At 70.1% G+C, this 25,594-nt stretch carries 26 protein-coding genes and 3 pseudogenes; 8 read left to right on the top strand and 21 right to left on the bottom strand.

Annotated elements, in window-relative coordinates:
- Positions 1-136: 136 nt before the first annotated feature.
- A pseudogene (locus ACZ67Q_RS37385) lies at positions 137-310 on the bottom strand (GNAT family N-acetyltransferase); the annotation flags it as partial.
- Between the two features lie 306 nt (positions 311-616).
- Between ACZ67Q_RS37385 and ACZ67Q_RS37380 the strand changes: the two are divergent.
- Positions 617-1,453, top strand: a complete 837-nt coding sequence (locus ACZ67Q_RS37380) for an MBL fold metallo-hydrolase (RefSeq protein ID WP_471191439.1) — start codon at positions 617-619, stop codon at positions 1,451-1,453.
- 238 nt (positions 1,454-1,691) lie between these two features.
- On the opposite strand, the gene ACZ67Q_RS37375 is transcribed toward ACZ67Q_RS37380, so the two are convergent.
- Together ACZ67Q_RS37375 and ACZ67Q_RS37370 are read right to left on the bottom strand one after the other, a co-directional pair.
- Positions 1,692-2,048: an ATP-binding protein gene (locus ACZ67Q_RS37375; protein ID WP_471191436.1), complete on the bottom strand. Its 357-nt coding sequence runs from the start codon at positions 2,046-2,048 to the stop codon at positions 1,692-1,694.
- A gap of 846 nt (positions 2,049-2,894) precedes the next feature.
- Positions 2,895-4,319 carry an amidohydrolase family protein gene (locus ACZ67Q_RS37370; protein WP_471191433.1) on the bottom strand — a complete coding sequence of 475 codons (1,425 nt, stop codon included), beginning with the start codon at positions 4,317-4,319 and terminating at the stop codon, positions 2,895-2,897.
- Between the two features lie 138 nt (positions 4,320-4,457).
- Here ACZ67Q_RS37370 and ACZ67Q_RS37365 point away from each other — a divergent pair, with 138 nt between their 5' ends.
- The gene (locus ACZ67Q_RS37365; RefSeq protein WP_471191430.1) at positions 4,458-4,718 is read left to right on the top strand and encodes a hypothetical protein; all 261 of its coding nucleotides are present in this window, start codon (positions 4,458-4,460) and stop codon (positions 4,716-4,718) included.
- A gap of 223 nt (positions 4,719-4,941) precedes the next feature.
- Here the strand turns inward: ACZ67Q_RS37365 and ACZ67Q_RS37360 are convergent, their stop codons facing one another.
- Positions 4,942-5,679 carry a transposase family protein gene (locus tag ACZ67Q_RS37360; protein WP_471191458.1) on the bottom strand — a complete coding sequence of 246 codons (738 nt, stop codon included), beginning with the start codon at positions 5,677-5,679 and terminating at the stop codon, positions 4,942-4,944.
- Between the two features lie 154 nt (positions 5,680-5,833).
- On the opposite strand from ACZ67Q_RS37360, the gene ACZ67Q_RS37355 reads away from it, so the two are divergent.
- On the top strand, positions 5,834-6,001 hold the full coding sequence (locus ACZ67Q_RS37355; protein ID WP_471191427.1) for a hypothetical protein: 168 nt from the start codon (positions 5,834-5,836) through the stop codon (positions 5,999-6,001).
- On the opposite strand, the gene ACZ67Q_RS37350 is transcribed toward ACZ67Q_RS37355, so the two are convergent.
- The gene (locus ACZ67Q_RS37350; RefSeq protein ID WP_471191424.1) at positions 6,002-6,439 is read right to left on the bottom strand and encodes a glutaredoxin domain-containing protein; all 438 of its coding nucleotides are present in this window, start codon (positions 6,437-6,439) and stop codon (positions 6,002-6,004) included.
- A gap of 462 nt (positions 6,440-6,901) precedes the next feature.
- Between ACZ67Q_RS37350 and ACZ67Q_RS37345 the strand changes: the two genes are divergently transcribed.
- Positions 6,902-7,468, top strand: a complete 567-nt coding sequence (locus tag ACZ67Q_RS37345; protein WP_469814140.1) for a hypothetical protein — start codon at positions 6,902-6,904, stop codon at positions 7,466-7,468.
- Between the two features lie 152 nt (positions 7,469-7,620).
- Here the strand turns inward: ACZ67Q_RS37345 and ACZ67Q_RS37340 are convergent, their stop codons facing one another.
- On the bottom strand, positions 7,621-8,790 hold the full coding sequence (locus tag ACZ67Q_RS37340; RefSeq protein ID WP_471191421.1) for an MFS transporter: 1,170 nt from the start codon (positions 8,788-8,790) through the stop codon (positions 7,621-7,623).
- 336 nt (positions 8,791-9,126) lie between these two features.
- Here ACZ67Q_RS37340 and ACZ67Q_RS37335 point away from each other — a divergent pair, with 336 nt between their 5' ends.
- Complete coding sequence (locus tag ACZ67Q_RS37335) at positions 9,127-9,963, top strand: helix-turn-helix domain-containing protein (RefSeq protein WP_471191419.1); 837 nt, start codon at positions 9,127-9,129, stop codon at positions 9,961-9,963.
- A gap of 130 nt (positions 9,964-10,093) precedes the next feature.
- Here the strand turns inward: ACZ67Q_RS37335 and ACZ67Q_RS37330 are convergent, their stop codons facing one another.
- From ACZ67Q_RS37330 to ACZ67Q_RS37285, 10 genes are read right to left on the bottom strand one after another with little or no spacing between them, the layout of a single operon-like run.
- Positions 10,094-11,200, bottom strand: a complete 1,107-nt coding sequence (locus ACZ67Q_RS37330; RefSeq protein WP_471191417.1) for a zinc-binding dehydrogenase — start codon at positions 11,198-11,200, stop codon at positions 10,094-10,096.
- On the bottom strand, positions 11,197-12,009 hold the full coding sequence (locus ACZ67Q_RS37325; RefSeq protein ID WP_471191410.1) for a phytanoyl-CoA dioxygenase family protein: 813 nt from the start codon (positions 12,007-12,009) through the stop codon (positions 11,197-11,199). The genes ACZ67Q_RS37330 and ACZ67Q_RS37325 overlap by 4 nt, the downstream gene beginning before the upstream one ends.
- A 55-nt stretch (positions 12,010-12,064) precedes the next feature.
- The gene (locus tag ACZ67Q_RS37320) at positions 12,065-12,820 is read right to left on the bottom strand and encodes an SDR family NAD(P)-dependent oxidoreductase (RefSeq protein ID WP_471191407.1); all 756 of its coding nucleotides are present in this window, start codon (positions 12,818-12,820) and stop codon (positions 12,065-12,067) included.
- Positions 12,817-13,245 carry an aspartate 1-decarboxylase gene (gene panD, locus ACZ67Q_RS37315; protein ID WP_471191404.1) on the bottom strand — a complete coding sequence of 143 codons (429 nt, stop codon included), beginning with the start codon at positions 13,243-13,245 and terminating at the stop codon, positions 12,817-12,819. Before panD ends, ACZ67Q_RS37320 begins: the two co-directional genes overlap by 4 nt.
- 54 nt (positions 13,246-13,299) lie before the next feature.
- The gene (locus tag ACZ67Q_RS37310; RefSeq protein ID WP_471191401.1) at positions 13,300-13,806 is read right to left on the bottom strand and encodes a flavin reductase family protein; all 507 of its coding nucleotides are present in this window, start codon (positions 13,804-13,806) and stop codon (positions 13,300-13,302) included.
- Between the two features lie 5 nt (positions 13,807-13,811).
- Complete coding sequence (locus ACZ67Q_RS37305) at positions 13,812-14,996, bottom strand: acyl-CoA dehydrogenase family protein (RefSeq protein ID WP_471191398.1); 1,185 nt, start codon at positions 14,994-14,996, stop codon at positions 13,812-13,814.
- 13 nt (positions 14,997-15,009) lie between these two features.
- Positions 15,010-16,176, bottom strand: a complete 1,167-nt coding sequence (locus ACZ67Q_RS37300) for an acyl-CoA dehydrogenase family protein (protein WP_471191395.1) — start codon at positions 16,174-16,176, stop codon at positions 15,010-15,012.
- On the bottom strand, positions 16,173-16,445 hold the full coding sequence (locus ACZ67Q_RS37295; protein WP_471191393.1) for an acyl carrier protein: 273 nt from the start codon (positions 16,443-16,445) through the stop codon (positions 16,173-16,175). The genes ACZ67Q_RS37300 and ACZ67Q_RS37295 overlap by 4 nt, the downstream gene beginning before the upstream one ends.
- Positions 16,442-18,067: an amino acid adenylation domain-containing protein gene (locus ACZ67Q_RS37290; RefSeq protein WP_471191390.1), complete on the bottom strand. Its 1,626-nt coding sequence runs from the start codon at positions 18,065-18,067 to the stop codon at positions 16,442-16,444. The genes ACZ67Q_RS37295 and ACZ67Q_RS37290 overlap by 4 nt, the downstream gene beginning before the upstream one ends.
- Entirely contained in the window at positions 18,064-18,846 is a 783-nt protein-coding gene (locus ACZ67Q_RS37285) for an alpha/beta fold hydrolase (protein ID WP_471191387.1), read from the bottom strand. Before ACZ67Q_RS37285 ends, ACZ67Q_RS37290 begins: the two co-directional genes overlap by 4 nt.
- A gap of 628 nt (positions 18,847-19,474) precedes the next feature.
- Between ACZ67Q_RS37285 and ACZ67Q_RS37280 the strand changes: the two genes are divergently transcribed.
- Positions 19,475-20,377 carry a LysR family transcriptional regulator gene (locus ACZ67Q_RS37280; protein ID WP_471191384.1) on the top strand — a complete coding sequence of 301 codons (903 nt, stop codon included), beginning with the start codon at positions 19,475-19,477 and terminating at the stop codon, positions 20,375-20,377.
- A 271-nt stretch (positions 20,378-20,648) separates the two neighbouring features.
- Here ACZ67Q_RS37280 and ACZ67Q_RS37275 read toward each other — a convergent pair.
- The 5 genes and pseudogenes from ACZ67Q_RS37275 to ACZ67Q_RS37255 all read right to left on the bottom strand — a co-directional run.
- Positions 20,649-20,909 (bottom strand): annotated as a pseudogene (locus ACZ67Q_RS37275) (ABC transporter ATP-binding protein); the annotation flags it as partial.
- A 294-nt stretch (positions 20,910-21,203) separates the two neighbouring features.
- Positions 21,204-21,941 (bottom strand): hypothetical protein, encoded by a 738-nt coding sequence (locus ACZ67Q_RS37270; protein ID WP_471191381.1) that lies wholly within the window; start codon positions 21,939-21,941, stop codon positions 21,204-21,206.
- The gene (locus ACZ67Q_RS37265; RefSeq protein WP_471191378.1) at positions 21,938-22,267 is read right to left on the bottom strand and encodes a hypothetical protein; all 330 of its coding nucleotides are present in this window, start codon (positions 22,265-22,267) and stop codon (positions 21,938-21,940) included. Before ACZ67Q_RS37265 ends, ACZ67Q_RS37270 begins: the two co-directional genes overlap by 4 nt.
- 118 nt (positions 22,268-22,385) lie before the next feature.
- Complete coding sequence (locus tag ACZ67Q_RS37260; protein ID WP_471191375.1) at positions 22,386-23,237, bottom strand: hypothetical protein; 852 nt, start codon at positions 23,235-23,237, stop codon at positions 22,386-22,388.
- Positions 23,234-23,929, bottom strand: a complete 696-nt coding sequence (locus tag ACZ67Q_RS37255; RefSeq protein ID WP_471191372.1) for a response regulator transcription factor — start codon at positions 23,927-23,929, stop codon at positions 23,234-23,236. Before ACZ67Q_RS37255 ends, ACZ67Q_RS37260 begins: the two co-directional genes overlap by 4 nt.
- 390 nt (positions 23,930-24,319) lie before the next feature.
- Here ACZ67Q_RS37255 and ACZ67Q_RS37250 point away from each other — a divergent pair.
- Both ACZ67Q_RS37250 and ACZ67Q_RS37245 read left to right on the top strand, forming a co-directional pair.
- Positions 24,320-24,880, top strand: a pseudogene (locus tag ACZ67Q_RS37250) (transposase); the annotation flags it as partial.
- A 397-nt stretch (positions 24,881-25,277) separates the two neighbouring features.
- Entirely contained in the window at positions 25,278-25,589 is a 312-nt protein-coding gene (locus ACZ67Q_RS37245; RefSeq protein ID WP_471191369.1) for a hypothetical protein, read from the top strand.
- Positions 25,590-25,594 lie beyond the last annotated feature (5 nt).

The following is a 25,594-nucleotide window of genomic DNA, read 5'->3' as shown; positions in this document are numbered from 1 at the left end:
TTGGTGGACATCCTGATCTTGATGTTGTTCTCGCCGTGCCGGGCGACTTCATGCAGGCCCAGTCGCGGGCCTGGGCCCGCTGGCTGACGGCGAGGACGTCCAGGGCGAGGTCCCGGCCCTGCTGGCGGCCCTGCTGGCGGCCCTGGTGCAGGAGTCTGCGGATGAGCCGGCTCCCGATGCCACGTCCCTGGTGGGCGGGGTGGATCTTGATCCGCGCCAGGTGGATCGCCGTCGGCCGGTGCTCGATGTGGAGCATGCCGGCGTCCGCGCCGTCGGCGATGATGATCTGCCATCGGTTTGGGGTGAACACGCGGGCGTGGAAGTCGTTGCCGCTCGCTCCGTGGGCTGTTCGATCAGCCGGCCGCCTTCGAAGCGTGCTCCGCGTTCGACGCGCGCTCGCGCTGCGGCCGGTGTCTGATTGCGGGTCTTCGGGGGGGCAGTTCCTGCAAGGGCCTGGGTTTGCCGACGAGGCCGCGGCTGCAATGGGAGCCTCGCCTCGGACACCCTCTCGGGCCTGCCTGTTGCCCTGGCTGGGATGCGAGGCCAGGGGAAGAGGCAGATGATGGACGAGCAGGCCGCGGCGAGATCACCATATTAGGGGGTATGGAGATGCGACATGCCGGTTCACAAGGTCCGCCCGGACATCAGCGTTCTGAATGACAGCATTGAGGTCCCGGGCATCGGGCACCTTCCTGTGAACGCCTTCGTACTGCTCGCCTCGCAGCCCGTCGTCATCGACACCGGACTTGGGCTTCCCGACAGGAACTTCCTGGAGGTGCTTGGTTCCGTACTGGATCCCGCTGATGTGCGATGGATCTGGCTGACGCACCCGGATCGTGATCACACGGGTGGGATATTCGATCTGCTGGCCGCGGCGCCCAAGGCGCGTGTCGTGACCACGTTCCTGTCCGCCGGATTGATGTCCTGTGAGAAGCCGCTGCCGCTTGATCGCCTGTATTTGATCAATCCCGGGCAGACCCTGAATGCCGGCGACCGCGCGCTCACGGCGTTCAGGCCGCCGCTGTACGACAACCCGGCCACGGTCGGTCTCTTCGACGACCGGTCGGGGGTCTGTTTCAGCTCCGACTGCTTCGGTGGGCCGATGCCCAGTGTCGAACTGGCACACGCCGATGACGTCGGTGCAGTCGGCGCGGAGGAGTTGCGGGCGGCGCAGCTGCTGTGGGCCACGGTCGACAGCCCGTGGGTGCAGAACGTGGATGTCGACAAGTTCCTCGGCACCTTCCAGCCGCTGCGGGACACGGAGCCGGAACTCATCCTCTCCACGCATCTGCCACCCGCACCGGGGATCACCGCCTCGATGATCGACACGCTCGGCTCGGCAGCCGGCGAATCGGCGTTCGTGGGGCCGGACCAGGCGGCGCTCGAGCAGATGCTTGCAGGGTTCGAGCCCAGCGGCGGCGGCCACCAGCCGGCGCCCGGCATCCCGGGCTGACTTCCGCGTCGTGTCGCCGCATACGAGATCCGGCATCGCGGCGCTCCCGAGTTGCTTGGCGGGACGTTCTCAGATGGGTTCCGACGGTGTTTCATCCACGTGCCGAGCAGGAGATGACCAGCCTCTGCTCCCGCCGGCATCACGCTGAGAAGCCTCGCGGGCAGTGCAGTGGGAGTCAGCACCAGCAGCGCAAGCAAAAGGCGGGCAACACTGCCCGACCAAGGAAGGCAGGGCGACCTCAGGAGTCGAGACCAAGTTCGGCCCAGACCGTTTTGCCGGGACGGCGTGGGGTGACGCCCCACCGCTGGGCGAGCCGCTCGACGAGCTGCATGCCGAACCCACCCGGCTCCGTGCTGGAGGTGACGCGGCTGCGGGGCCAGCGGTCGCCGTCGTCGCTGACCGCGATGCGCAGGAACCTACCGTTCCAGGTGAGTCGGACCAGAGGTGGGCCGACGCCGTGGCGGATGGCGTTGGTGATCAGTTCCGAGGCGAGCAGTTCGGCGGTCTGGATGATTCGCTGCTGTCGCAACGGTCCGCCGAAACCTTCCACACAGTCGCGCAGCCACCGCCGGGCGGCCGCGATGCTCCCCGTCACCGCAGGAAAACGCGACTCACAGGTCGGGACGGTCGGTTCGCCGATCACAAAGTTCCTCCAGCGGGGATGGCCCTGCGCCGCCACCGACCGGCGCGGGGCCCCAGCCGGTGCAGCCACCCGTCGGGTTACCCCTGGCTGCCCAATGAACCATGTCGGTCTGCCAGGCGATCGATGGATTCTGTGAAGGCCATCCGCCCGAGGTATCGATGGGACTGACGGTGGCCGACCGACTCGCGCCGCCTTCCCCTGTGCCGAACCGCTGCGCAAAATCACGGGGACCGCCGCGCCGTACCGGCTGGGAGCGGCCGCTGTGGAGGCATGGGGGCAGACCGACGTTCCCACCGACACGACCGCGGTCTTCCCCGCCGACTCAGTGCCCACGTCCAACACGGACGCGTCCCTCGACTCGGGTGACTACATCCGGCCCACGATCCACTACCTCGGATCCGCCGGCCGCCGTGGACAAGGCCGACCCGGGCGGCCGCATCGCCACCACCGAGTAGGACCGGTTCGGGAACACCGTCCGTGAACTCACGGCGCCCGACCGGGAGGTGGCCATCGGCACCTCCGCCGACGACACCGCCACGCGCAACAACCTCGACTCGGCCACCGGCCGCTACCTGAAGTCCGACCCCGTCGCGGGCGGTGGCGCAAACGCCTACGGCTATCCTGTCGACCCCATCACCATGCACGACTCGCTCATTGAGCAGGCCAGGTGGCGAACGACCCCACCGGCAGCTCACAGCCAGGGTTGTGATGCGCCCGCCCCGACGCATCGATCTCACGGCAGACCGCGCCGCCGAGCAGACCGGCGGCGAGGCGCTGCGTGGCTTGCGGCTGCTTGGGTCAGCTGACGCGTAGCCGACGGGCCGCGGCTTCGGCCTCCCGGACGATGCGATCGGTGTCCACGTCGACGAGTCGGCCGCCTCGTTTGAGTGACCGCCCATCCACGTAGACCGCGTCGACGTTGTCGGGCCGGCCGTTGAAGACGATCTGGTCGACCCAGTCGAAGCGCGGAGCGAAATTGAGCGTCTCCGGGTTGATCACGATGACGTCGGCCCGCTTGCCTGGCATCAGTGAGCCGATCCGGTCGGCCATGCCGATCGCCTCGGCTCCTCCGAGCGTGGCGAGCCTCAGCACGTCCGCCACCTGCGGGAACACGGAGGCGTCCTCGGACTTCGCCCGCTGGAGACCCGTCGCCGCCTTCATCGTGGCGAAGAAGTCCGAGCTGTCGTTGGTGCCCCCGTCCTGGCCGAGCCCGACCTTCACACCGCTCCTGTGGAGGTCGGGCAGACGCATGATGCCCGAGGCCAAGCGCATGTTGCTCATCGGGCAGTGCACGGTGCGCACGTCGTGAGCGGCGACGGCGGCGATTTCGTCGTCAGTGAGGTGGATCGCGTGGTTCATCAACAGATGAGGACCGAACGCCCCGATGTCGACGAGGGTGCCGATCGGATCGTCCGCGCGCTGCTCCCTGCGTTCCAGGACGTGGCTGTTGAGCATGACGCCCAACTCCTGGGCGAGCTCCCAGTCCCCCTGGTTGAGGGCCTGGGTCCCCCGCGACGCGTGCGTGGCGATCTGCCCGGTGGCGAGTGGCAGCGGGTCGAGAAGCTCCTTCTTGGCCTTGACGATCAGCGATTTGTCTGAACCCGCCTCGAACATCGCGTAGTGGAAACGGACCCCGGTCTCGTCCAGCGCGCGTACGTACTGCTCCCGCGCGTCGTAAGGAATGGTGTCCACCCAGTCCACCAGTGTGGTCACACCGGACTGCACGGTGTCGAGCGCGGCGAGCCGCACGAACCGGTAGATGTCAGCGGGCGGGATCTTGGGGAGCGTTACCGCACTGCAGTCGGCGAGCCAGCCGAAGAGGTTCTCGCCGGTACAGCCGCCGCGGATCGAGCTCTGCCACAGGTGGGTGTGGATGTCCACGAAGCCCGGCATCACCAGCTTGCCGGACACGTCCACGACGGAGGCGTCCTTGGGTGCCGCGAGCCCGGTCCCGACCGACACGATGACACCGTCGCACATGAGCACATCGGCTTTCTCGATGGCACCGAGCGGGCCGCGCCCAAGCGCGCTGTCCATGGTGAGCACGATGGCCGCACCGCGCAGCAGCGTGACCGGCGCGTGCCCTTTGCTGCGAGGCCTGGCGGGGTGGCCGCTTCCCATGAGTAAGGGGGCGGTCGCGGCCACGCCGAGCCCGGCCAGGACACCTCGGCGGGTCGGCATGGTAGAGCATGACGTTGCGGCGTAGTCAGGGATCGGGCCCATGCTGTATCACCTTCCGGACAGGAATGGCGGACATCCACACACAGAGACGATCACTCGTCGACCCAGAACCGGGCGTCGCTTCAACTGCGCTGCCAGCAAAGGTCTTTCCGCGTCACTGCGGCGCCAACCGTTCATCACGTGGCAGACATCCGTCACCGTCACGCCGACCGCATGCCTGGTGGCGTGCCGGCAGCCCGGAGCTGGGCAGCATCAAGCCAGGCTGAGTTCGACACGGCCGCAGGCGGCCGGATTGAACCGACCGGCGTGGTGCCGGGCGAGCGCCTGCCTATCGCCTCGCACGGTTCGTCCAATCTGGTGACCTCGCCGTTCGGTGCCAACGGTCACAGCCGTCTTGAAACCGCCATCCCTGACTCCGTGGTCGCCAAGGCGAATTGGTGATCGACGCCGCTCAGCCGACCCCTTGCACGGCCGGACGCTTCGGCCGCAGCGTCGCGTGATCTCGTCCAGGCCCCGGCCGTACGTGTGCCCACTGCCCGTGTCGACGGGCGGAGCGAGCACGATCCTGCACACGGCGTGCCCGGGGCAGGACCCGCAGTGGCATGAAGGGGCGTTGCACAAGGCCGTGGCCAAGCAGCCTGAAGCGGGCGGCTGAGCTTGGCGGTCACGCGGCGAGGGAGATGTTGTGCCTGCGGGCGACGGCCTGGACCGCGTGGTGGCGGCCGTCGCCGCGTTGGCGGCAGTCGCGGAGGATCTTGTAGTTCTTCATCCGGGAGAAGACGTGCTCGACGCGTGAACGGACTTTACGGTGGGCGGCGTTGTCTTCTTCCTCGCCCTTCAGCAGCGGTCGTCCGGGGCGTTTGCGATGCGGGACGATCAGGCCGGTGTTGATGTAGGCGCCGTCGCCGAGCACGGTCACACCCTCGCAGTGCTCGGCCAGACCCGAGTTGCGCCATGCCCTGGCATCGGCGGTGTTGCCAGGCACAGGACGGGCGGCCGCCACCACGAGACGGGTCTCCGCATCAACGATGACCTGCACGTTTACCGAGAACCGGTAGTTCCGGGAGGAGGCACCCACGCCTCGGTCGCGGACCGGGATAAGGGTGCCGTCCGCGATCCACATCCGGTCCGGGGCGTCTGCAGAGCGGGAGAGCGGCTCGAGCGCGAGCAGCGGTCCCAGCCGCTGGATCACACGGCAGACGGTGGGCGAGGAGACGCCGAACAACGGGCCCAGCTGCCGCATGGTCAGATTGGTGCGGTAGTACACCGCGACCATCAACACCCGCTCGGACAGCGGCAACGACCACGGCCGGCCCCGCAGCGTGCCGTTGCCGCCCCACTTCCGCACCACCTTCAACCCGCACGGTCGAGCCGTCGTCGTGGGGGGCAGCATCGCCGGCATGCTGGCCGCGGCCGCCGTCAAGGATCATTTCAAATCCGTCGACATCATCGAGGCCCACGAACTCCCCGACGGTCCCGAACCCCGCACGGGAGTCCCGCAAGCCGTCCACATCCACTTCTTGTAGACCGGTGGCGCGGAGGCCATCAATACGCTCTTGCCCGGCGCTGTCGACCGGCTGCTGGCCGCGGGCGCCCACCGGGTGCCCGAAACGACCAACATGCTCATCTACTCGCCCGAGGGCTGGTACCGGCGGTGGCGGTGGGCCAGCCACTATGTCGTCACCGCGCCCCCCGGCGCCTCTCTGCGCGCTGCGCGGTTTTGATCAAGCGGGAGGGCAGAGCTGTTCGCGCACCCATGCGGGATCGGGGTTGGTGTGTGGCTGGCCCGCCACGACAACGGTCGGCACGGTCTCGTTGCCGTCGTTGGCTGCTCTCACCGCCGCAGCTCCTGCCGGGTCGCTCCAGATGTTGACCCAGTGCAACTCGCGGGTGCTGCGACCCAGCCGGATGCGCAGTCGGATGCAGTACTTGCAGCCCGGCCGCCAGAAGACGACCGGCCGGCCGTCGCACGCGCTGCGGCGTTGTGCCTCATGCACGCCGATCGACCTCGGGAAGATCAGGGGTGAGTTCACGCCGGCGAGCGCCAGGAACGCCAGCAGGAGTGCCGCGGCTGTACCGGGGCTTCCCTTGAAGATCAACCAGGTTGCGATGGCTGAGCCGCTGAGCACAAACAGCATCGGTGGGATCCAAGCGCGCATCATGATGACGCACGCTAGCGACGAGTCGAAATGATCTCCAACCAAGGGGTGTTGCAGAAGGCTCGGTGCCGGGCTTCTCACCCGCATGGGTGGGGTGTTGAGGGCTGAGCCGGTGTGGGTCGAGACATAAGGACTGTCGAGGAATGGCTGGACAAGGAGCTCCAGACCTGGCGTGCCGAAGCCTGGGCCACCCCATGACCCGAAGGCGCTCTCCCCAGGTCACCTCCCTCAGCTGCACAGCCGCGGTAGCCGACTCCGGTTCGCTTGGCGGCGTAACGCATTGTTGTGACGAGAGCCTGTTCGTGATCGGGTTACGAACTCTGAGGAGGGGCGGTCGGGCGTGCGGTTTGCTCGGCCGAGTGGCGTACTCCGAATGGGCGGGTGAGCCTGATGGGGAGCGATCCGCTCCGGCGCTGACCATGGCCGTCGGAGTGGGCTGTGTCCTCAATCGTGGGGAGAAGACCCATGCCGCTACCGATCAGGCACCTGGCCGTGGCGCTCACCCTGTGCTGCGCCCTGCTGGCAGGATCGACGGCGTACGCCGCTCCGCAGCACATGGGGCAGCAGACCACGACTGTCGCGGTCGCTGATCCCACGCCCAGCCCTAGCACATCTGCGGAGAAACGCAAGTTCGCCAAGACGCGTTTCGTGGCGGACGCTGCCCTGGCCGCCGGCGCGACCTACCAGTGGATCGTCAAACCCTACAAGGCGGGCAAGTTCAAGAAGGGCGCGCACGGCCGCAAGCTGGCCCTCGTCAAGGCGGCTGTCGCCGGCGCATTCGCCTACAACCGACTCAAGGCAGCCGTCCGCAACGCCAAGGCCGACCCCCTGCTGTCGAAAGCCCTGGCCCCACTCATCGCGGGCATCGAGTCGCTGAAGAGCCTGCCCTCCAAGCTCCGCAAGGGCCAGTCCACCGACGACACCGTCAACAGCTACAACGACGTCATCAACAAAGTGAAGGACGCCGGGAAGAAAGCCGGCGCCGAAGTCAAGGACAAGGTGCCCTCGGCATCCCAGCTGACCGGCTCCTGAACCGTCCTGCAGTTGGTGACAACACCAACCTGCCCGGCCGTCGGCCCCTGGGGCCGACGGCCGGGCAGGTTGTCGTCCAAACGCCGGTGTCCTGTGGCTGCGCCCGGATTGCGGGCCCGGCGGCCTGCGCGGGTACGTACGTGGAGCAGCCGTCAGCGGTAGCGTGCCCGGCCCGCCGCCGCGGCCACTGTCAGGGGCACGGTCAGGAACGCCGCCAGCCAGAACAGAGGGCGGTAGTCGTGCGCTTGAGCGGTGGAGGCCGCCAGTGCGGTGGCCACCGCACTACCGACGTAGAGGGCGACGCCGAACATGGCCACACCCGTTGCGCGGGCCGCCGGGGACAGGGCCGTCGCCCACGACTGGATCGTGGAGTGCATGAAGGACCAGCCGCCCCCGAGGAGCAGGGCGACCACGACGAGCGCCCCGGTGGCCTGGCTGTATCCGGCGAGCAGGTACGCCAGAGCCATCTGCACCCCGCCGGCCACGATCAGGCGCACCGGGGACCACTGTCCGACGAGCCGTTTGACCACCTGCGCCGCGGCCATGGAACCGACCCCGTACAGGGCCGCGACCGCGCCGGCCAAGGTGGTGGGAACTCCGTGCGCCTCCAGGGCCGGGGCCAGGTAGGTCAGGAAGCCGAGGAGCACCGCTCCCTCCAGCATCGCCACGGCCATGACGTACCACTGCCATCGGGAGGACAGGACCATGCGGAAGGGCGCCAGCAGTGATCCGGAGCGGGCCCGCTCGGGCTCGGGCAGACGGCGCAGGGCCACCGACAGGTAGGCGGCGAGGACACCCGGCAGCGCGAACACCAGCCGCCATGTGAGGTAGTGCGCCAGCGCTCCCGCGACGACCGTGGCCACGGCGGTGCCGAGCGCGAACGCGGTCATCAGCTCGCTGAGGGGGCGCTGCCGAGTCGCGGCCGGCACCGTGTCCCCCACGTACGTCAACGAGGCGGCGATCGAGGCGGCGAAGAACGCCCCGGCCAGGGCGCGGGCCACGATCAGCACGGGGGCGTCGGGAGCGAGGGCCGAGGCAAAGGCGGCCAGTGCCGCGCCCGCCAGCGACACCCGCATCACCCACACGCGGCCCCAGCGGTCGCTGGCCACTCCCCACACCGGCTGCATCAGCCCGTAGGCGAGGTAGTAGCCACTCGCGGCCAGCACCACGGTGGGAAGCGGGGCTCCGAGCCGCGGGCCGATGAGAACCAGCATGGGCGCGATGCAGAAGCGGTCGAAGTTGCTGACGAATCCAGCGGTGCGCAGCAGCCGCAGAGAGGACGCGGGCAAGGTCGCCACCGGTGTCGACGCGGTGGTGGTCACGGGGTGGACGCTCCCTTCCTGGAGGGTTCGACGAGAACGGGTGACAGGGAACCGCCCCTGGGGGACGGGGTCTTTCACCAGTTCAGCACCGGGCCCGGCGGGGTGGAGACCGCTGGCTATTACCTTCACTCACAGGCTGCCGGTCAGGCATCGCGCCTGGTGACGGCAGCATCACAAGAGAGCGGCCGCGTTCGGGCGGACGCCCGCTGTCCGAAGGAGAGGCACGATGACGCGCGGCAGGCCGTCGCCCCGGGAGACCTGCACCTCGCCCCCGTGCAAACCACGGTGCAGCACCGCCGGCCGGGGCGGGTCGCCGAAGTGGTGGACGGTGAGCGGGTGAGCGCCCTTTCCACGCCCTCGGACGAGTCCCCCCGGCGTGAACTGGGGGCCTTCCTGCGGTCCCGCCGTGAACGGCTGAAGCCGAAAGATGTGGGCCTGCAGGAAGGCCCGGGCCGCCGGACGCCGGGGCTGCGGCGGGCCGAGGTCGCGCAACTCGCCGGCATCAGCGTCTCCTGGTACACGTGGTTGGAACAGGGCCGGGTGCGTACCTCGGAGCAGGTGCTGCGCGCGGTGTCGCGGGTGCTGCGACTGGACGCCGCCGAAACCGCGCACGTCCTGTCGTTCGTGGAGGAGAGCAGGCCGCCCGCCGACGCTCCCACCTGGGTGTCACGCAACCTGCTCAGTCTGGTGCAGGCCATGGCACCCCACCCGGCCGTGGTCCTCGATCCGCACTGGGATCTGCTGGCATGGAATGCCGGGTATGCCGCGCTGCTGACCGATCCGGCGCGGCTGCACCCCAAGCAGCGCAATCTCCTCTGGCTGGTGTTCCGCTGGCCGCCGGCGCGCAACCTGCTCGCCGACTGGGAACAGGAGGCCCGCGCCCTGCTCGGCCAGTTCCGGTCCCGGGCCGCTCGCCGGCCGGCTGATCCGCGGTTCGCCGAACTCGTAGGCGAGCTGCTGTCGGACGGTGATGCGGCCCGGTGGTACGAGCGCCGGGAGACAGCCGGGTTCGAGCCCTCGGTCCGTCGTTTCCGGCATCCGGCCGTGGGCGAACTGCGGCTGCGGTACGTGAAACTGGCCGCCGTGGACGAGCCCGGCCACCATCTCCTGGTCTACCTGCCCGACGACCAGGACTCCGAGGACGCCCTGCGTCGTCTGCAGGCAAGCGAGTGAGCCCGCGGGCCCGGACGTTCCGGGACACGGGCCCGCGGGGCTCACCTCGGTGTGCCGGCCGCGCGGTGCGGCACGCAGGCAGACGTGCCCTTCAGCGGCCGGTGAGTGGCGGCTCTCGCCGCACGGCCGTTCAGCCGGTCAGTACGGCTTTCAGGACGGCGCCCGCGGCGACGTCGGCCAGGGCCTCGCGATGGCTCTCCAACGGGTAGGCCGTCACCATGCTCTCCAGGTCGAAGCGTGCGGCGAGAGCGGGAAGCATCCGCACGTACTCGACCAGGTGCGCGCCGGTGAAGGCCCACGACCCGATCACGTCGAGCTGCCGGTAGACGATCTGGTGCGGATTGAGCCGGGTGTCGCCGGCGTCGGTGTACTGGCCGATCACCAGGTAGGAACCGCCCCTGCGGGCCAGGGTGAGGCCCTCGGCGACGGCGTCGGGAACCCCGGCGCACTCGATGACGAGGTCGGCGCCGTCCGGGCCGGCGACGGCCCGTGCCTCGTCCAGCACCGCCGCCGGGTCCCTGCCGCCCACGATGTCCAGGTGCACGTCGCCGATGCCGGCCGCCGCCGCCGCGGCCAGTCGCCCTTCGGGTCCGCCCACGATGATGACGCGTCCCGCTCCGGCGAGCTGGGCGAAGGCCGCCGCAGCCAGCCCGACCGGCCCGCTGCCCTGGACGATGACGGTTTCTCCCAGACGGACGGGCCGCCGCTCGTACAGGGCGTGTACGACCGTGGGACCGGCGCAGGCCAGTGCCATCGCCGCCGGGGCGGACACCCCCGGTGCCGCCCGCACCACCGTCGTGCCCTGCTGAAGGACGATGTGGTCCGCCCACGAGCCCGACAAGGCCACGCCATCGGTGACGGCGCGGTTCACTCCGTAGGTGCGCCGGTTCTGGCACAGGGTGGGTTCGCGGTGCATCCGGCACGGCGGACAGACGCCACAGGCGATGGAGGATGCCCACATCACCGGGTCTCCCACCGACAGCCGCTCCCCCAAGGCGTCCCGGCCGCTGCCGGCACCGAGTTCCAGGACGGTCCCATACCCCTCGTGACCGAGGACCAAGGGGGTGGGGATGGGCAAATGACCCTGCTGGAGGTGCAGGTCCGTCCCGCAGATCCCGCCGTACAGGCGGTTGAGGATCATTCCTTCGGCGGGCGCCGGCGGCACGGGGAACTCGCGCAGGACGGGCGGCGCGTCGAACTCCTCCAGCACCACCGCACGTCCGGTACGGCCGGTCACGAGGTGACCATCCTCAGGGCGTCGGAGAAACGGTGCTCCAGGGGCCGCAGGGGCGCGGTGTCACGGCACACCACGTAGTCGGGTCGGGGCTCGCCCTGCGGCCGGGGCGGGTTGGAGCAGGCGTTGTACGTGGCGATGAGCAGCCGACGGGCCCACGGCGACATGTTGGGGGCGGAGCCGTGCACGATCTCGGGCGAGAACAACACCACCGAACCGGCGGGGCCCTTCGGGCTGGTCATGCCGTGCCGGTCCACCAGGGCGGCGAGTTGCTCCGGGGTCAGGGAGATGTCGTCGGGGTCCAGGTGCTGCGCCGACTTCGGGTCGGCCTTACGCTGGCGGTGCACCAGTCCGGCGCGGTGAGAACCGGGCAGGAAGATGACGGGTCCGTTGAACTCGGTCACATCGTCCAGGAAGACCGCGATGTTCACCTGGAGCGGGGCGGGCAGGCCGTCGGCGATCCGCCAGGCCAGGTAGTCCTGGTGCCAAGCCCACCTGTCGCCGCCGAAGGCGGGCTTGGCGTTGATCTTGAACTGGTAGACGTATACGTCTTCTGGGAGCAACTGCCGCACCGCCGGGAGGATCCGCGGATCGCGGACCAGGTCGCCGTACTCCGGTTGCCGGCGGTGCGAGGCGTAGACGGCCCGCACCTGGCTGCCGCCGTCCTCGGTGACGAGGTGCGGGCCCGGCACGTCGCAGTCCCGCTGGAAGGCGTCGGTCAACTGCCGTACCTCGTCACCGCCGAGAAGCGATTCCATGAGCAGGAATCCGTTCTCGTGGTACTCGTCCACCTGCTGCTGGGTCAAACGCATGACGTGTTCCTCGGTCCTTGTCCTATAAGGCCCAAAAGGGCTTGTGGGGGGCTGGTCAGCCCATGAAATGACCACCGTCGACCACGAGTTGCTGCCCGGTGACATACCGGCTGTGGTCGCTGACGAGGAATTCCAGGGCGTCGGCGATGTCCTCCGGAGTGCCGGTGCGGCCCTGAGGAATGGTGGCCAGCACCTCCTGGAGTCGCTGCGGGTCCTCGAGGCCGTAGCGCTCCACGACTTCGCGGGTGTCGGTGAAACCGGGCAACAGCGCGTTCACCCGGACATGGGGGGCGAGTTCGAGCGCCAGGCACCTGGTCAGCTGCAGCAGGCCGGCTTTGGCCGCGCAGTAGTTCGCGCCCGAAGCGCGCGGTCTGATGGCCGTGGTGGCCGCGATGTTGACGATGGTGCCGCGTCCGGCCTTCACCATGGCCGGGGCCAGCGCGCGAGTGAGGTGGAACGGGCCGGAGAGATTGGTCGCCAGCACCTCGTCCCAGTCCTGTTCGGTCATGGTCAGGAAGGGCCGGTCCCGGTTGACGCCGGCGTTGTTGACCAACACGGCAGGCGGTCCGTAACGGTGGAGGATGCGGGCCGCGGCCGTGCGGACGTCGCCGGGGCGGGACAGGTCCGCACGCACGGCGACAAGCTCGCCACGGCCGGCGCGTTCGGCCTCGGCAGCCGACGTGCCATCGCCCCTGTACAGGGCCACCACGCGGTGTCCCAGGCTGATGAGACGTCGGCTGAAGGCCGCGCCGATGCCCCGGGTGCCACCTGTCACCACGGCCAGTGGCCTGGCCGATGCCGCGGCTGTCACACCCTGGTCCCCTCAGCCGGTACGTCGCCGCGCAGCAAACCGAATCCGGCAGGTACGTCGGCGGGGTCGGCGCCGCGCTGCACGATGCGGTTGTCACCGTCCACGAAGACAACACTCGGCAGGAACGAACGCGCCTGGGCGTCGGTCATGTCCGCATAGGAGATGACGATCACCAGATCGCCGGGGCTGATCAGCCGGGCAGCGGCGCCGTTGATGCCGATGACACCCGAACCGGCAGGGCCCTCGATGACGTACGTGGACAGCCGGTTGCCGTTGTCGATGTCCACGATGTCGACCTTCTCGCCAGGCAGCAGATCGGCGGCCGCCATCAGATCCGCGTCGATGGTCAAGGACCCCACGTAGTGCAGGTCCGCCTGGGTGACGGTGGCGCGGTGGATCTTGGATTTCATCATGGTGCGCTGCATCAGCGTGTCGCTTTCTCGTAGGTGTTGACGGAGGGAGGGGAAAGTGGCGTGCGATCAGGTCTCGGACGGCCAGGCGGCGAACCGGCGCCGGCCGTACAGAAGGGGAGGCGGGACCGTCGCCCGTACCTCACTGCGCAGGACGTCACCGACGACGATGGTGTGGTCACCGCACGGATGCAGGGCGGCGACCCGGCACTCCGCGACCGCGTGCGCGTCGTCGGAGAGCACCGGCAGCCCGGTGGCCGGACCTGATCGCCAGGACACCTCACCGAACCGGTCCGCGGTGCGGCTGGTGAACACCTCTGCCGCGCCGCGGCCGGCCGCGTGCAGCAGGTTGACGACGAACATGCCGCGCTCGGTGAGCACCGGGAGGGTGCGGCCGCTGTGGGCCGCGCACATCAGCAGCCGGGGCGGGTCAAGCGACACCGAGCACAGCGCGGTACAGGTGAACCCGTACGGCACCCCCTGCTCGTCGGCGGTGGTGATCACCGCCACCCCACCGGGATGGGAGGCCATCAGCGAGCGGAAGGCGGCCGCGGCCACAGCGGTCTCGTCCGCCACCGGCGTCACCATGCGAAAGCCCGGGTGTCGTAAAGGTTGACCCCGACGGCCTCCTTGCCGAGGTACTCCAGGCATTCATGCGGTTTGGCCGGCATCACGGAGGCGAAGGAGACCTCCCTGACCAGCCGTTCCAGGGGCTGGGACCGGCTGACCGCGGCTGAGCCGCACACCCGTATCGCGTCGTGCGCCAGTTGCTGCCCGGTCTCGCCGACCAGGTACTTGGCCGCGTGGACCAGGGCGTTCGCCTCCAGGCTGCCGCGCTCGCTGTCCACGGCGTCTCCGGCCTCGTGGACCAGGGCGCGGGCGGCCCGCAACCGCGCCGACATCAGGCCCAGTTCCTGCTGGACCACGGGCGACTCGGCGCGGGAGGGCGCCGCGGTCACACAGCGGACCGTGTACTCGAAGACGGCCTCGGCAATGCCGAGGTAGGCGGCGGTGTAACCGGCCACCATCCAGTGGGGCTCGCGCACTACCTTGAACAGGGACATGCCCTCCACGCCCAGGTACAGGCGGGAACGCGGCAGGACGACGCCCGTGAGGGTCATCGGAGCCGTGCTCGTCCCGTACATCGCGGACAGGCTGTGCACCTGCCCGAAGGCGACGCCCGGGTCGTCGGCGGAGACGACGAAGTGGGAGATCTCCGCTGTGTCCTCGGGCCCCTCGGCCGAAGCGGCCACCACGTAGTAGTCGGCGACGCCGGCGAGTGAGACGAATGACTTCGCCCCGTTGAGGACATAGTGCTCGCCGTCGTCCGTGCGCCGGTACCGCGTGGTCATTCCCCGCAGCCGGGCGCCGCGGCCGGTCTCGGAGGTGGCGGACGCGAAGAGTTTCCGGCCGTGCACCACCTCGTTCTGCATCCAGGTGCGGAACGTCTCGGCAGCGGGTGGCAGCGGGGTGCCGGCCGAGTCGGCGAGCGCGCCGAGCACCACGTGGTGCATGTTGAACCCGACGGCGGCGGCACCGTTGTAGGACCCCAGTGTGGCCAGGAGCTTCCAGTACTCGCCGAAGCTCAGACCCAGGCCGCCGGCATCCCGTGGGACGAGGGCGCCGAGCAGGCCAGACTCACGCAGGAGGGCGTAGGGACGGCCCAGGTCGACACGTCCGGCGTCGACGTCGGCGGCCAGCGGGGCCAGTGCCTCGCCGGTTTCCGCGGCCCGCTTGAGGACTTCGTCCGGATGGATCGGTGTCATCGTTCTCCTCGGATCAGTTCTCGACGGGGAGGCCGAGCTGGCGCGCGACGCCCACCCTCAGCAAGTCGTTGGGTCCCGCGTAGGTGAGGGCCGCGAGCGGGCTGAGGGGATCGGCCTCGAGCCCGGTGTCGGGCAGGAAGGCGCGCACGCCCGCCAGTGCGGTGGCGTGCTCGGTCATCCGCAGATAGTCCTCGGAGACCGAGATCTTCGTCAGGGCCGCCTCGGCGGCCAGCTGTCGCGCCCCGGTGCCCGCGTCGAGGGCGGCGGCCAGTGCGTAGAGCTGGATGCGTGAGCGATGCAGCGCCATCGCCATGTCGCTGATGCGAGCGGCCACCTGATGGCTGGCGCCCATCCGGCGGCCGAAGTGCTCCCGCTCGCGGGACCACCGGGCCGTCCGGCTCAGCAGCAGCCGCATCGGCCCCAGCGCGTATCCGAGAATCAGGGCACGTTCCCAGGCGGTGGTGGCCGACATGATGCCGAGCCCGGAACCCTCCTGTCCGATGACGGCCGCGGCGGGCAGCCGGGCACCGTCGAAGAGCAGTTCGCCCATGGGGGCCGAGCACAGAGCGGTCTTTTCGAAGGTCTCGCCCCGCGAGACGCCCGGAGTGTCCAGCGGGACCAGGAAGGCGGTCAGGGCGAACGGCGTGCGTCCCGTCGCCGTACGGGCGAAGACGATGGCGAGGTCGGCGACCGGCGCGGCGGTGACGAAGGCCTTCGCACCGGTGAGGACGTAGCCGTCCTGGTCCCGCTCGGCGCGCGTGGCCATGGACAGCGGGTCGCTGCCTCCCACGCGCTCGGTCAGCGCGTGGCACAGCAGCGTCCGGCCCTCCTCGACGGACTCCGTGATGTCCTGGCCGGGTCGCGAGAGGGTGGTGTGCAGCGGGTGTTGCATCCCGAAGAGCTGCGAGGTGAGCGCGTAGCACAGCCCGGGGTCGATCCCGGCGAGGCCGATTCCCTCGATCGCCGCGAGGCCGCGGGTGACCGGTCCCAGCCCTTCCTGGCCTCCGCCGGTCCGGCGCAGCACCCCGAGTGCGGCCAGCGAGCGCCACTGCGCGCGGAAGTCGTCTCCGGCCGTCTTGTCGGCGATGTCCGCGGCGCGTTCGAGGAACTCGTCGACGACGCGCTCGGCCGGCGCCGGGGCACAGCGCAGCATCCGGGTCAGGGTGTCGGTGTCGCTCATGCCTGCGCCCCGCGTGGTGCACGCTGGACCAGGGCCCATAGAGCCAGTGGCGTACGGAAGTTGGCCGCGACGATCTCGGTCTCGGGCAGCTCGATGCCTGCTTGCTTGTCGAGCGCCGCGACGATCTCCATGATCGCCAGCGAGTCGAGCATCCCGCTCTCCAGCAGTGGTGTGTCGGGAGCCAAGGCCTGCGGCTCCTCGCCGCGCGCCCACGTGATCCGGCTCTGGATGAGGGCACAGAGGTCTTCGACGCTGTTGATCGCGTTCATGAGGGATTCTCCTGAGAGGCGGTGAGAGGGGTGCGCGCGGCCGGGGCCGTGAGCAGATCCGAAGGGGACGGAACGTTGTCTGCGAGAGCGCGACGGTCGACCTTGCCGCTGATGGTGAGGGGCAGGGACGGCACCGGGACGATCCGGTCGGGCAGCATGCGGCGCGGCAGGGCGGTGCGCATCCCGGCGAGCAACTCCCGTTCGTCGGCGGTGGTCTGGGCGTAGACCCAGATCTGGCCGGCGTGTGCGCCGGCCTTGGCCACGGCCGCGGCCGTCGTGACCTGAGGGAGGTCGAGAGCGGCGCTTTCGATGTCGAGCAGGTCGATGCGATGGCCCCGGCGTTTGACCTGGTGGTCCCGGCGGCCGCGCAGGAAGACCCGGCCATCGGCCGTGATACGGCCCAGGTCGCCGCTGGCGTAGGCCCGGCGCACGACACCGTCGCGGAAGCGCACCCGTAGGGTCGGGTCGGTGAGCTGGCCTTCACGGAGATAGCCCTGGAACACGGTGGGCCCGGCGATGTGGATCTCGCCCTCGCCGTCGGTGGGGTGACCGTCGGCGTCCAGCACCTCGATGTGGACGCCGTCGATGCCGCGGCCGATGGTCAGTTCTTCACTGGCCGTCCAGTCGCGGGGTACCCGGTAGTAGGTGCAGGCGTTGGTCTCGGTGGGGCCGTACAGGTTGTAGAAGGGCCGGTCGCCCAGCAGCCGGAGGTACTGCTCCAACAGGTGCGGGGCGAAGGCTTCGCCGCCGAAGGCCGCGATCCGCAGTGAGGGGGGCAGCGCGTCGGCGATCCCGCCCTGCTGGAGCAAATTGTGGTACAGGGAAGGCACTGCCATGAACGCAGTGATCCGCTGCTCGTTCAGCCAGCCGACGATGTCCCGGGGGAAGGAGCGCAGCATGTCCGGCAACAACACGACACACGCTCCGGCCGCGGCGGCGCTGTAGAGGTCGAAGGTGGTCAGGTCGAAGGTGAGCGCGGCCTGCGACCCGATGCGGTCCTCGGTGGTGAGCCCGAACTCCTCGGCCGCCCAGAGCGCGTAGTGCGCGACGTTCTGGTGGGACAGCAGGACGCCCTTCGGCCAGCCCGTACTGCCGGACGTGAAGAGGACGTACCCGCCGCGGTCGGCCGGCGCGGGCAGGGTCGCCGGTTGCTCGGCGGCCCTGACTACCTCGAAGGCGGCGAGCCCGTGGCCGAACTCGCGCTCGGCGGGGGTGTGCCGGTCGCCGTCCGGTACGGCGTCGCGGGCCGCGACCGTGGCCTGGTGAGCGGCCGTCCGGAACCGTTCCGGGAAAAGCAGCAGTGAGATGCCCGCGTTGCGCAGCATCCGGGCCGTGCGCAGCACGGGGTCGGCGACGTCCATCGGGGCGACCACGGCACCGGCGCGCAGCGCCGCGTACAGAGCGATGACGGTCGCCGGGGTCTTCGGCGCGTAGACGCCGACGCGCTGTCCCGGGTGGACGCCCGCAGCCGTCAGTTCGGCGGCGAGCGCGGCCACGGCCTGCTCCAGCTCGGCATACGTCCAGGTGTCGCCCTGCCCGGTGAGGGCGGGGCGTTCGGGGTGACGCCGGGCGGCGTCGGCGAGCAGGCCGTCCAATCGTGGTGTGGTGGTCCGCGTCGTCATCGAGTACCCCCGGTGGCGGGCAGGCCCGTCGCGTGCTCGGCGAGGAAACCGGTGATGGCGTCGACGATGAGGTCGGGGCACACCAGATGGGGGTAGTGGTCGACCCCTTCGGGCACCAGGCGGCATGCAGGACCGCGTACCGCCCGCTGGAGAGCGTCGAGTTGGTCGAGCGTGCCGTACTCGTCACGGTCGCCCTGGACCATGAGGACCGGCGCCGTGACATCCAGGTCGTCCTCGATGGTCCAGGACCGGAACTCGTCCGAGAGCCACAGCTCGCTCCAGCTCGTGAACACGCCGTGCGGGTCGTCGTGGACCAGAGCGAGCTTGCGGTACAAGGGGCCGGCCTCGTAGGCGGCGCGCGCGGCCTCGATACCGCTGCGGTTGGCTTCCTCGAAGTACAGGTGCGGTCCCATGACGACCACGGCCTCGGCCGGCCGTACCGACGCGTACAGCAGTGCGGTGGAGCCGCCGTCGCTGTGCCCGATCAGGACCGGGTTGTCGAAGCCGAGCAGGTCGAGCAGTTCGGGCAGGAACTGCTGCCCGTGTTCGTGCATGTACCGCGCGGTGCGGGGGGTCTTGGCGGGGCCGGAGCCACCATGGCCGGGACGTGAGTAGACCAGGGCACGGCGTCCGGTCGCGGCGGCGACCGCTGCGGGGAAGCGCCCCCAGGAGGCGACACAACCGAGACCGCCGTGCAGGAAGACCAGCGGCGAACGGGAAGGGTCGCCGTCGATGACAACGTGTTCTATCGGTCCGTGTCGGGTGTCTGCTACCGGCACATCAAATCCTTCGCAAAGAGGGAGCCTGCCAGATTTCGGCAGGATGAATTACCCGGGGTGCTTTCCCTGATAAATAGGGCACACCGAATCACCGGGAAGGAAATCGCTGAATCGAGTCCAGGTCGATTAAGGATTCAATCAATTGGCGGAGTTGCCGCGGCTCGGACGAGAACGGCGGCACAGCCGGGTGGGCGAGTCGCCACACGTGCCGTACCGATCCGACACACCGGCACCCGCGCGCCGCCGCATGCCGCGACCGGGCCTCGAACAGCCCGGGCGACCCGCCTCAGCCGTCCGCCACGGCCGGAATGACCTGCGCATTTACCACTTCGGGGAAGTCCGGTCCGACTGCCGTCCTGTGGTGCACGCACCTGGCCCCGCTCAGGCCGACCGCGGGTGACCACTCACCGTCGACAGCCCGCGCGACGACGCCTGGGTAAGGAATAGACAAAATCTGCGACCCCCGTCTCAGTGCTCCGATGCCGACGGCACTGCCCGGGTGGACACGGGGAGCGTATTCGATCTCCGTCGTCGTATCCGTCCGGTCGGCCGTGGCGTCACTGGAAACAGTAGATGCTCCATGCATGGGGGAGAAATAGCTGTGCCGGATCACCTATGCTCTGGACGTATGGATGTAGATCTTCGCCACCTGAGGTACTTCCTCGCCGTTGCCGAGGACGGCGGATTCAGCGCGGCGGGCCGCAGACTCCACGTGGCCCAGCCCACCCTGACCCGCTGCATCCGATCCCTGGAGGACGCCCTGGGCGTCCGCCTCTTCGACCGGACGACGCGAAGAACCCAGCTCACACCCAAAGGCAAGCAGCTCCACGACGAACTGGTCCCGGTGCTCAGGACGTTGCAGGCGACCCTGGACGGCATACGAGTGGGCGAGCAGCTGCGGCTGGGGTTCAGCTGGGGACTGCCCGACGGACTGTCCCTGATGGCCGCCTCCTTCGCCGAACAGGGCGGGGTCCGGGTGGAGTACGTCCGCTGCGACACACCGCTCGCCGGACTGGACACCGGGGCGGCGGACCTCGCCCTTTTGCGCGGCGACTCCCTGCCCAGGCATCTGCGCGGCGTCTTCCTCTACGAGGAAAGGCGGGTCGCGGCGGTTCCCGCGCACGGGGTGCTGGCCGAGCGGGAGGAACTCGCTTGGGAGGAACTGGCCGAGTGGCCGCTGATCGTCAACACCGTCAGCGGAGTGACGTTTCCTCATATGTGGCCCGCCGGCCGGCGACCGGCGGTGGGTGCGGAATGCTCCAACTACGACGAGTGGCTCGAGAAGGTGGCGGCGGGTCTGGGTGTGGGAACAGCGCCGGAAGACTCCACGCGCCGCTACCACCACCCCGCCGTACGGTTCGTCCCGCTGCGGGACGCCCCCACCGTCCGCCTGCACCTGGCCTATCCGTCGCATGGCTCGCACCCGCAGGCGGCCCGGTTTGCCGAGACCGTGTGGCGCGACGTGAGCGGCGGCCATCTGCCCCACGGCGTGAGGCGGTCGGGGACCCGGTCCCCGGGATCGCCGGCGTAGCTGCCGTCCCGGGAGAGGCGATGGCCGGTCTGCCGCCCGAGCCGGAAGTGGGCGACATGATGCGCCGGCATCGGTCGCGCAGCCGACCGGGGAACCCCTGGCCCGCGGTGTTGTAGCACTCCGGCGCCCGCGGGTGGACGGGGACACGATCGTGCGCGTGGGCGGCAGTGCGTCCACGAGCGGGTCTGGATGCGGCGGTCACCTCCCCGTTCTGCGTGCTTCTTCAGGCAACCTCCGCGCCGGGACGGGCGGTCAGCCGGTGGCGAAGGTTCGCGCGAGCGGTGGCGGCCGGCACCACGGCGGCCGAGATGCCGGTGACGAGCTGGCAACCGGACAGGAGTCCAACCGCCCGCCCGTCGGTACGCCACGACAGCTGGACGATCCGGGCCAGCACGGCCGGGATCTGCGCCCCCATCCGCCGGAAGCCGACCTGGGCGAGAGGGTTCACGGAGTACTGGCCGCTGTAGGTGATCTCCGCCGGAGGCGGTGGTGGGGCCGTGTTCTGCTGCGCGCTGGTGTCTGCCGAGGTCAAGGTGGTCTCCCTCGTCGTCGTCCGCCGTGGTCACGCAGCTCAACGACCCGGCCCTGGTATCGAACACATGTATTTCGGTCGGCCCCCGACTCCCCCACCACGGGGCGTGTCGGAGCGTGGGGGATGCATCGACCCGCGACGGACAACGGGCCTCCACCGCCCGGCGGTTGGCCGAAACGCCGGCCCTCGCCGGGCGGTGTCGCGATCCGGCTCGTGCGGTGGGCGGTGCTGGACCGGCACCTGCACCGCCCTTCTCCGCAGGCCGTGGGACCAGGCGGAGATCAGGCGGACCCGTCAAGTCAGCTTTCCTGCGCGGTTCTTGCGAGCTCGGTGGATGCCCAGACCGATGAAGCCGACCCAGACCAGAGTGATCAGACCGACGAGGGCGTCGGCACCCCACCCGTTGATCGCGTAGAAGTGGGTGGCGTCCATACCGAAGTAGAGCGACGGGACGGCCAGCAGGTTGACGACTCCGACGACGACGGCACCGCGCTGGGTCCACCGTGGCACCATCGGTGACGCGGCCGGCATGAACTGCTGCGCGGCACGGGCGAACCCGAGGAAGAACATCGCGATCCACAGGTGTGCGATCGGACCATGAGCCAGTGCCATGGCGGCCGCCAGAGGGCCGTCCGTGGTCGGGTCCATCCCTCGATCCGGGAACGCCAAGGGAGTACCGGCCTCGAGCGAGGTGGCGAAGAGGATCACCGTGATGTAGGTGAGCAGCGACACGATGGTGAGCTGACCGGCGATGGTGCGCCGGCCCGTGTCGTCCCTGGGAAGCAGGCGTGCCAGAGCGACCCCGAACGCCGTCAGCACAGCCATGATCACCAGCGTCAGCAGGCTACGCGTCAGGACGTTCCACTGCGGGGGCGGTCCCGAGTAGACGAAGTACAAGGCCACCATCGGCACCGAGAGGGCACCCACCGCCATACCCGCCCGGCCGGCGAACGTGGTGGTGGGCAGGTCCGGTGCGCAGGCTGCGGGACGAGACGCGGCAGACGGGTTCTGCGTGGTCGATGGCGTGGTCACAGTGACTCCCGGGTGACGTCGTCGGTACGGAGGTTTCCGGTCTGGTGACTGTGCGATGAACCGGCACGTGACCAGTGGGCGCGGACGTGGTCCACGGACAGCAGCGCAGCGTTGATGAGGAGGGCGCTGCCGGGCGTCCACAGCCACCACGGACCGTCGAGATGCGTGCGGAAGATGCCCATCAGCAGCCAGGCGATGATCTGCACGGAGGTCGCGAAGGCGGCCGTCGTGGTGACGGCGAAGCGGATCCGGGTGGTGGAGCGCTGGTCGGTCGGGTCCAGCCCGAGCAGCGTGATCAGGTATCGGCGAGGACGTGTGGTGTTCATGTCCTCAACCATGTCGGCCGGCCGATGCGCCGGACGTCTGCCGATCGGGACCGATCGAGTCCACGAACGGCCGACAGGTTCTACGACTTTCGTTGACTGCTTCGTCGAGGCCGGCGGTCTAGGGTGGTCCGGTGTCGTCTCCTCCCCTCGCCGTCGCCGGCGGCCGCAACGACGAGATACCGGTGCGTCGAGGGCCGTGGATCGAGCGCGGCCGCTCGGCGTTGCTGGTTCTCTCCTCGTTCGCGCGGGCGGTGTCCAGCGCCTGGCCGGTGCGGGCGGCCTGTTCGTCGTAGCGGGCGAGGACGGTCCGCAGGGTCGAGGCCAGGTCGTCGACCTCCCGCACCCCGGACCGCTCCTCGGGCAGCCGGGCCGTGCTGGTGTGCGGGTCGAGGCCGGCGGTGCGGCGGGTGAGGCGGGTCAGGGGCGCGCTCGCCCGGGTGGCCAGGCCCCAGGCGAGCAGCCCGGACAGGGGTGCGGCGAGTACGGCGGTGAGGAGTACCCGGTTGCGGACGAGCCGGATCTGCGCGCGGTCGGCGGTGTCGGGCGCGAAGAGCCACAGTGTGCCGGAGGCGGTGGTGGTGCGGACCGGGCGGGCCAGGGCCCGCCAACTGCGGCCGTCGGCGCGGACGGTGGTGAAGCCGGTGGACCGGTCGGGCAGGGGCACGGCGGGGCCGGGCTGGGGGCCGCCACTGAAGGCGGTGCCCGGCGCGACGAGCCGCACGCCGACGTCGAGGGCGGAGCTGAACAACTGGCGCTCCCGGGTGTCGGCGGCCTTGGGGCGGCCGCTCGCCGAGGCCCGCAGCAGAGCCCGGGCCTCCGGTACGAGAGCCACCGCACGTTGCCGCAGATGCTGGTCGTCGGCGCGGTGCAGGTCCCGTGCGACCAGGGCGAGCAGCAGCCCGCCGGCGGCCAGCACCAGCAGTGGCACGGTACAGCCGACCGCGAGCGCGATACGGGTGGAGAGCCTCATGGCCGTTCCCTCAGGACGAAGCCCACGCCTCGCACAGTGTGGATCAACCGGGGCCGCCCCTCCGCCTCCAGTTTGCGCCGCAGATAGCTGACGAACGTGTCGACGGCGTCGGTGCGCACGTCGAAGTCGTAGCCCCACACCCGTTCCAGCAGTTGGTCGCGGGTGAGGACCAGACCGGCGTTGCGGGCGAGCACCTCCAGCAGCTCGAACTCGCGCCGGGTGAGGTCCAAAGGCGTGCCGTCCCGCTCGACGGTGCGCGCGGCCGGGTCGACGACCAGACCGGCCACCCGCAGCGGCGCGGTGCCGGCGGGCGGGCGGCGGCGCAGCAGGGCGCCGAGGCGCAGCACCAGTTCCTGCAGGGCGAACGGCTTGACCAGGTAGTCGTCGCCCCCGGCCTGGAGCCCGGCGATCCGGTCGGCGGTCTCGTCCAGCGCGGAGAGCATCAGCACGGGCAGGTCCCGGCCCTCGTCCCGGAGCCGGGTACATACCTCGATGCCGCTCATGCCGGGCATCGACACGTCGAGCACGAGGACGTCGGGCGGCGCGTCCGCGATCGCCGCGAGAGCCTGCGGCCCGTCAGCGGCACTGCGCACCGCGAACCCGCTCAGCCTGAGACCGCGCTCCAGCGACCGCCGGATCGCCGCGTCGTCATCGACAACCAACACCGTCCCCCGCCCCGCCGCGTCCGACATACGCCACCCTCCGTCTCCCCGGCCAGCGTACGACCCCTCCAGAGCAACCGGTTCAGCCAGTCCTTGTCCTCCCCGCACGGCCTCGCATCACGGTCCCCGCCCGGTTCCGGGCCTGTGAGGGGCTCCTCACTGTGCCCCTCACGCACGTCGAAGTGGTCGACGAGACCGAGGTCAAGCTGGGCACCCTTCGTGGACAACGCCCGCCGGCGCGCCGAGTTGGGCACGCTCGGCATGCGCTGGTACGCGGGCAGAGCGGCGGCGACCGGACCCGGGCGAGGTGGGGCTGTCCGGCACCAGGACTGCGTAACGGGCGGACTGGCGGGCACGTCGTGGCGGATTCTCCGGGGACTGTAGGCCCCCGTTCGCAGCGCGGGTCGGGAAGGCACGCCCGTGCTCAGCGTAGTCACCGACGCCGGTTCCACCCAGTCCGGCTCCCCAATCGGCGAGATCGTCCGCGAGGGCGCCCGCCGCATGCTGGCCGCCGCACTGGAAGCGGAAGTCAACCAGTACAAAGCCGAGTTGACGGCCGAGGCCGACGAGGGGGGCATCGACTGGTGGTCCGCAACGGTCACCACCGGTCCCGGACTATGGTCACCGCTGCCGGCCCGGTCGAGGTCACCGCGCCTCGGGTGAACGATCGCCGCATTGACGACGAGACCGGCGAGCGCAAGCGGTTCTCCTCTGGACGGCACCAAGGAGCTGATCGCCCTGGCGGAGGGGCTGCGGGAGTCGACCGAGTCGTGGGCCAACCTGCTGTGCGACTGCCGCCGCCGCGGCATACGCGACCCCGAGCTCGTCGTCGGCGATGGAACGATAGGACTGTGGAAGGCCCTCGGCGAGGTGTTCCCGGCCGCACGGCACCAGCGCTGCTGGGTTCACAAAGCTCGGAATGTCACGAACTGCCTGCCGAAATCCGCCCAGTCGGGCGCGGTCAAGGCGATGCAGGAGATAGGTGATGAGTTCGCCGTCGTCCTGGAGCTGCCCGCCGCACGCCTGGAGCAGCGCCTCACGCAGCTGGTCCACATGCTGCACGCCCCCGTCGTGCTCGAGGATGGCCGCACCGTCGACGTGGTCCGCCTCGTCAGCACCGCGACCCCACGCACGGTCGGCTCCCGCGACTGACCGTGCTGCAGCGGGCCGCCGGCGCGGCCCTGTACTACGGCGAGCACTCGGGCCGCGCCGCCGTCGCCTCGCCCGCGCACACACGGTGCCGTCCCGCAACGGACGCCGCGCCGGGCGCCCGGGAACGGCCGTATGCGGGCGGGCAGCATGCGCACCGCGCCCCTGCCAGAGGCGCGACCAGCCTGCCCTGCGCGTCCCGCTGATCGCCCGCACGATCCGCAGCCGGGTGCTGACGGCCGGAGCCGTGATCGGCGTGGGCCGCCTGGTCGACTGCCACCAGGACCCCGAGGGCTCCGAGCCCTGCACGCCGCCGGTGCAGGCCGGCACCTGGCACCTGGTCCTCCAGGGCGTCGAGGAACTGTCCGCTGCCGGTCTCCGCCGCCGGGCAGCTCGGGCCCTGGAAGCCGACCGAGGACCTGCTGGACCGCGTGTTCCAGCATCTGCCCGCCTTCCGGCCGTGACCCGCCAGGGACGCACGAAGCAGAAGTCGCCGTTCGCGTCGACCCTGATTCCGGCTCCCGGCGAGTTTCTCGTCTAGCGGGA

It is taken from the genome of Streptomyces sp. NPDC036813, assembly GCF_055609245.1.
Note: the sequence above shows the minus strand (reverse complement) of the source record. Positions and strands in the feature narration are given on the sequence as shown.

What these genes read in the sequence shown, in the direction of transcription:
- ACZ67Q_RS37380 (WP_471191439.1), top strand. Translation starts at nt 617, where the DNA reads ATGCCGGTTCACAAGGTCCGCCCGGACATCAGCGTTCTGAATGACAGC.
- ACZ67Q_RS37370 (WP_471191433.1), bottom strand. Translation starts at nt 4,319, where the DNA reads ATGGGCCCGATCCCTGACTACGCCGCAACGTCATGCTCTACCATGCCG.
- ACZ67Q_RS37360 (WP_471191458.1), bottom strand. Translation starts at nt 5,679, where the DNA reads ATGCCGGCGATGCTGCCCCCCACGACGACGGCTCGACCGTGCGGGTTG.
- ACZ67Q_RS37350 (WP_471191424.1), bottom strand. Translation starts at nt 6,439, where the DNA reads ATGATGCGCGCTTGGATCCCACCGATGCTGTTTGTGCTCAGCGGCTCA.
- ACZ67Q_RS37345 (WP_469814140.1), top strand. Translation starts at nt 6,902, where the DNA reads ATGCCGCTACCGATCAGGCACCTGGCCGTGGCGCTCACCCTGTGCTGC.
- ACZ67Q_RS37325 (WP_471191410.1), bottom strand. Translation starts at nt 12,009, where the DNA reads ATGCGTTTGACCCAGCAGCAGGTGGACGAGTACCACGAGAACGGATTC.
- panD (WP_471191404.1), bottom strand. Translation starts at nt 13,245, where the DNA reads ATGCAGCGCACCATGATGAAATCCAAGATCCACCGCGCCACCGTCACC.
- ACZ67Q_RS37305 (WP_471191398.1), bottom strand. Translation starts at nt 14,996, where the DNA reads ATGACACCGATCCATCCGGACGAAGTCCTCAAGCGGGCCGCGGAAACC.
- ACZ67Q_RS37300 (WP_471191395.1), bottom strand. Translation starts at nt 16,176, where the DNA reads ATGAGCGACACCGACACCCTGACCCGGATGCTGCGCTGTGCCCCGGCG.
- ACZ67Q_RS37295 (WP_471191393.1), bottom strand. Translation starts at nt 16,445, where the DNA reads ATGAACGCGATCAACAGCGTCGAAGACCTCTGTGCCCTCATCCAGAGC.
- ACZ67Q_RS37290 (WP_471191390.1), bottom strand. Translation starts at nt 18,067, where the DNA reads ATGACGACGCGGACCACCACACCACGATTGGACGGCCTGCTCGCCGAC.
- ACZ67Q_RS37280 (WP_471191384.1), top strand. Translation starts at nt 19,475, where the DNA reads ATGGATGTAGATCTTCGCCACCTGAGGTACTTCCTCGCCGTTGCCGAG.
- ACZ67Q_RS37265 (WP_471191378.1), bottom strand. Translation starts at nt 22,267, where the DNA reads ATGAACACCACACGTCCTCGCCGATACCTGATCACGCTGCTCGGGCTG.
- ACZ67Q_RS37260 (WP_471191375.1), bottom strand. Translation starts at nt 23,237, where the DNA reads ATGAGGCTCTCCACCCGTATCGCGCTCGCGGTCGGCTGTACCGTGCCA.
- ACZ67Q_RS37255 (WP_471191372.1), bottom strand. Translation starts at nt 23,929, where the DNA reads ATGTCGGACGCGGCGGGGCGGGGGACGGTGTTGGTTGTCGATGACGAC.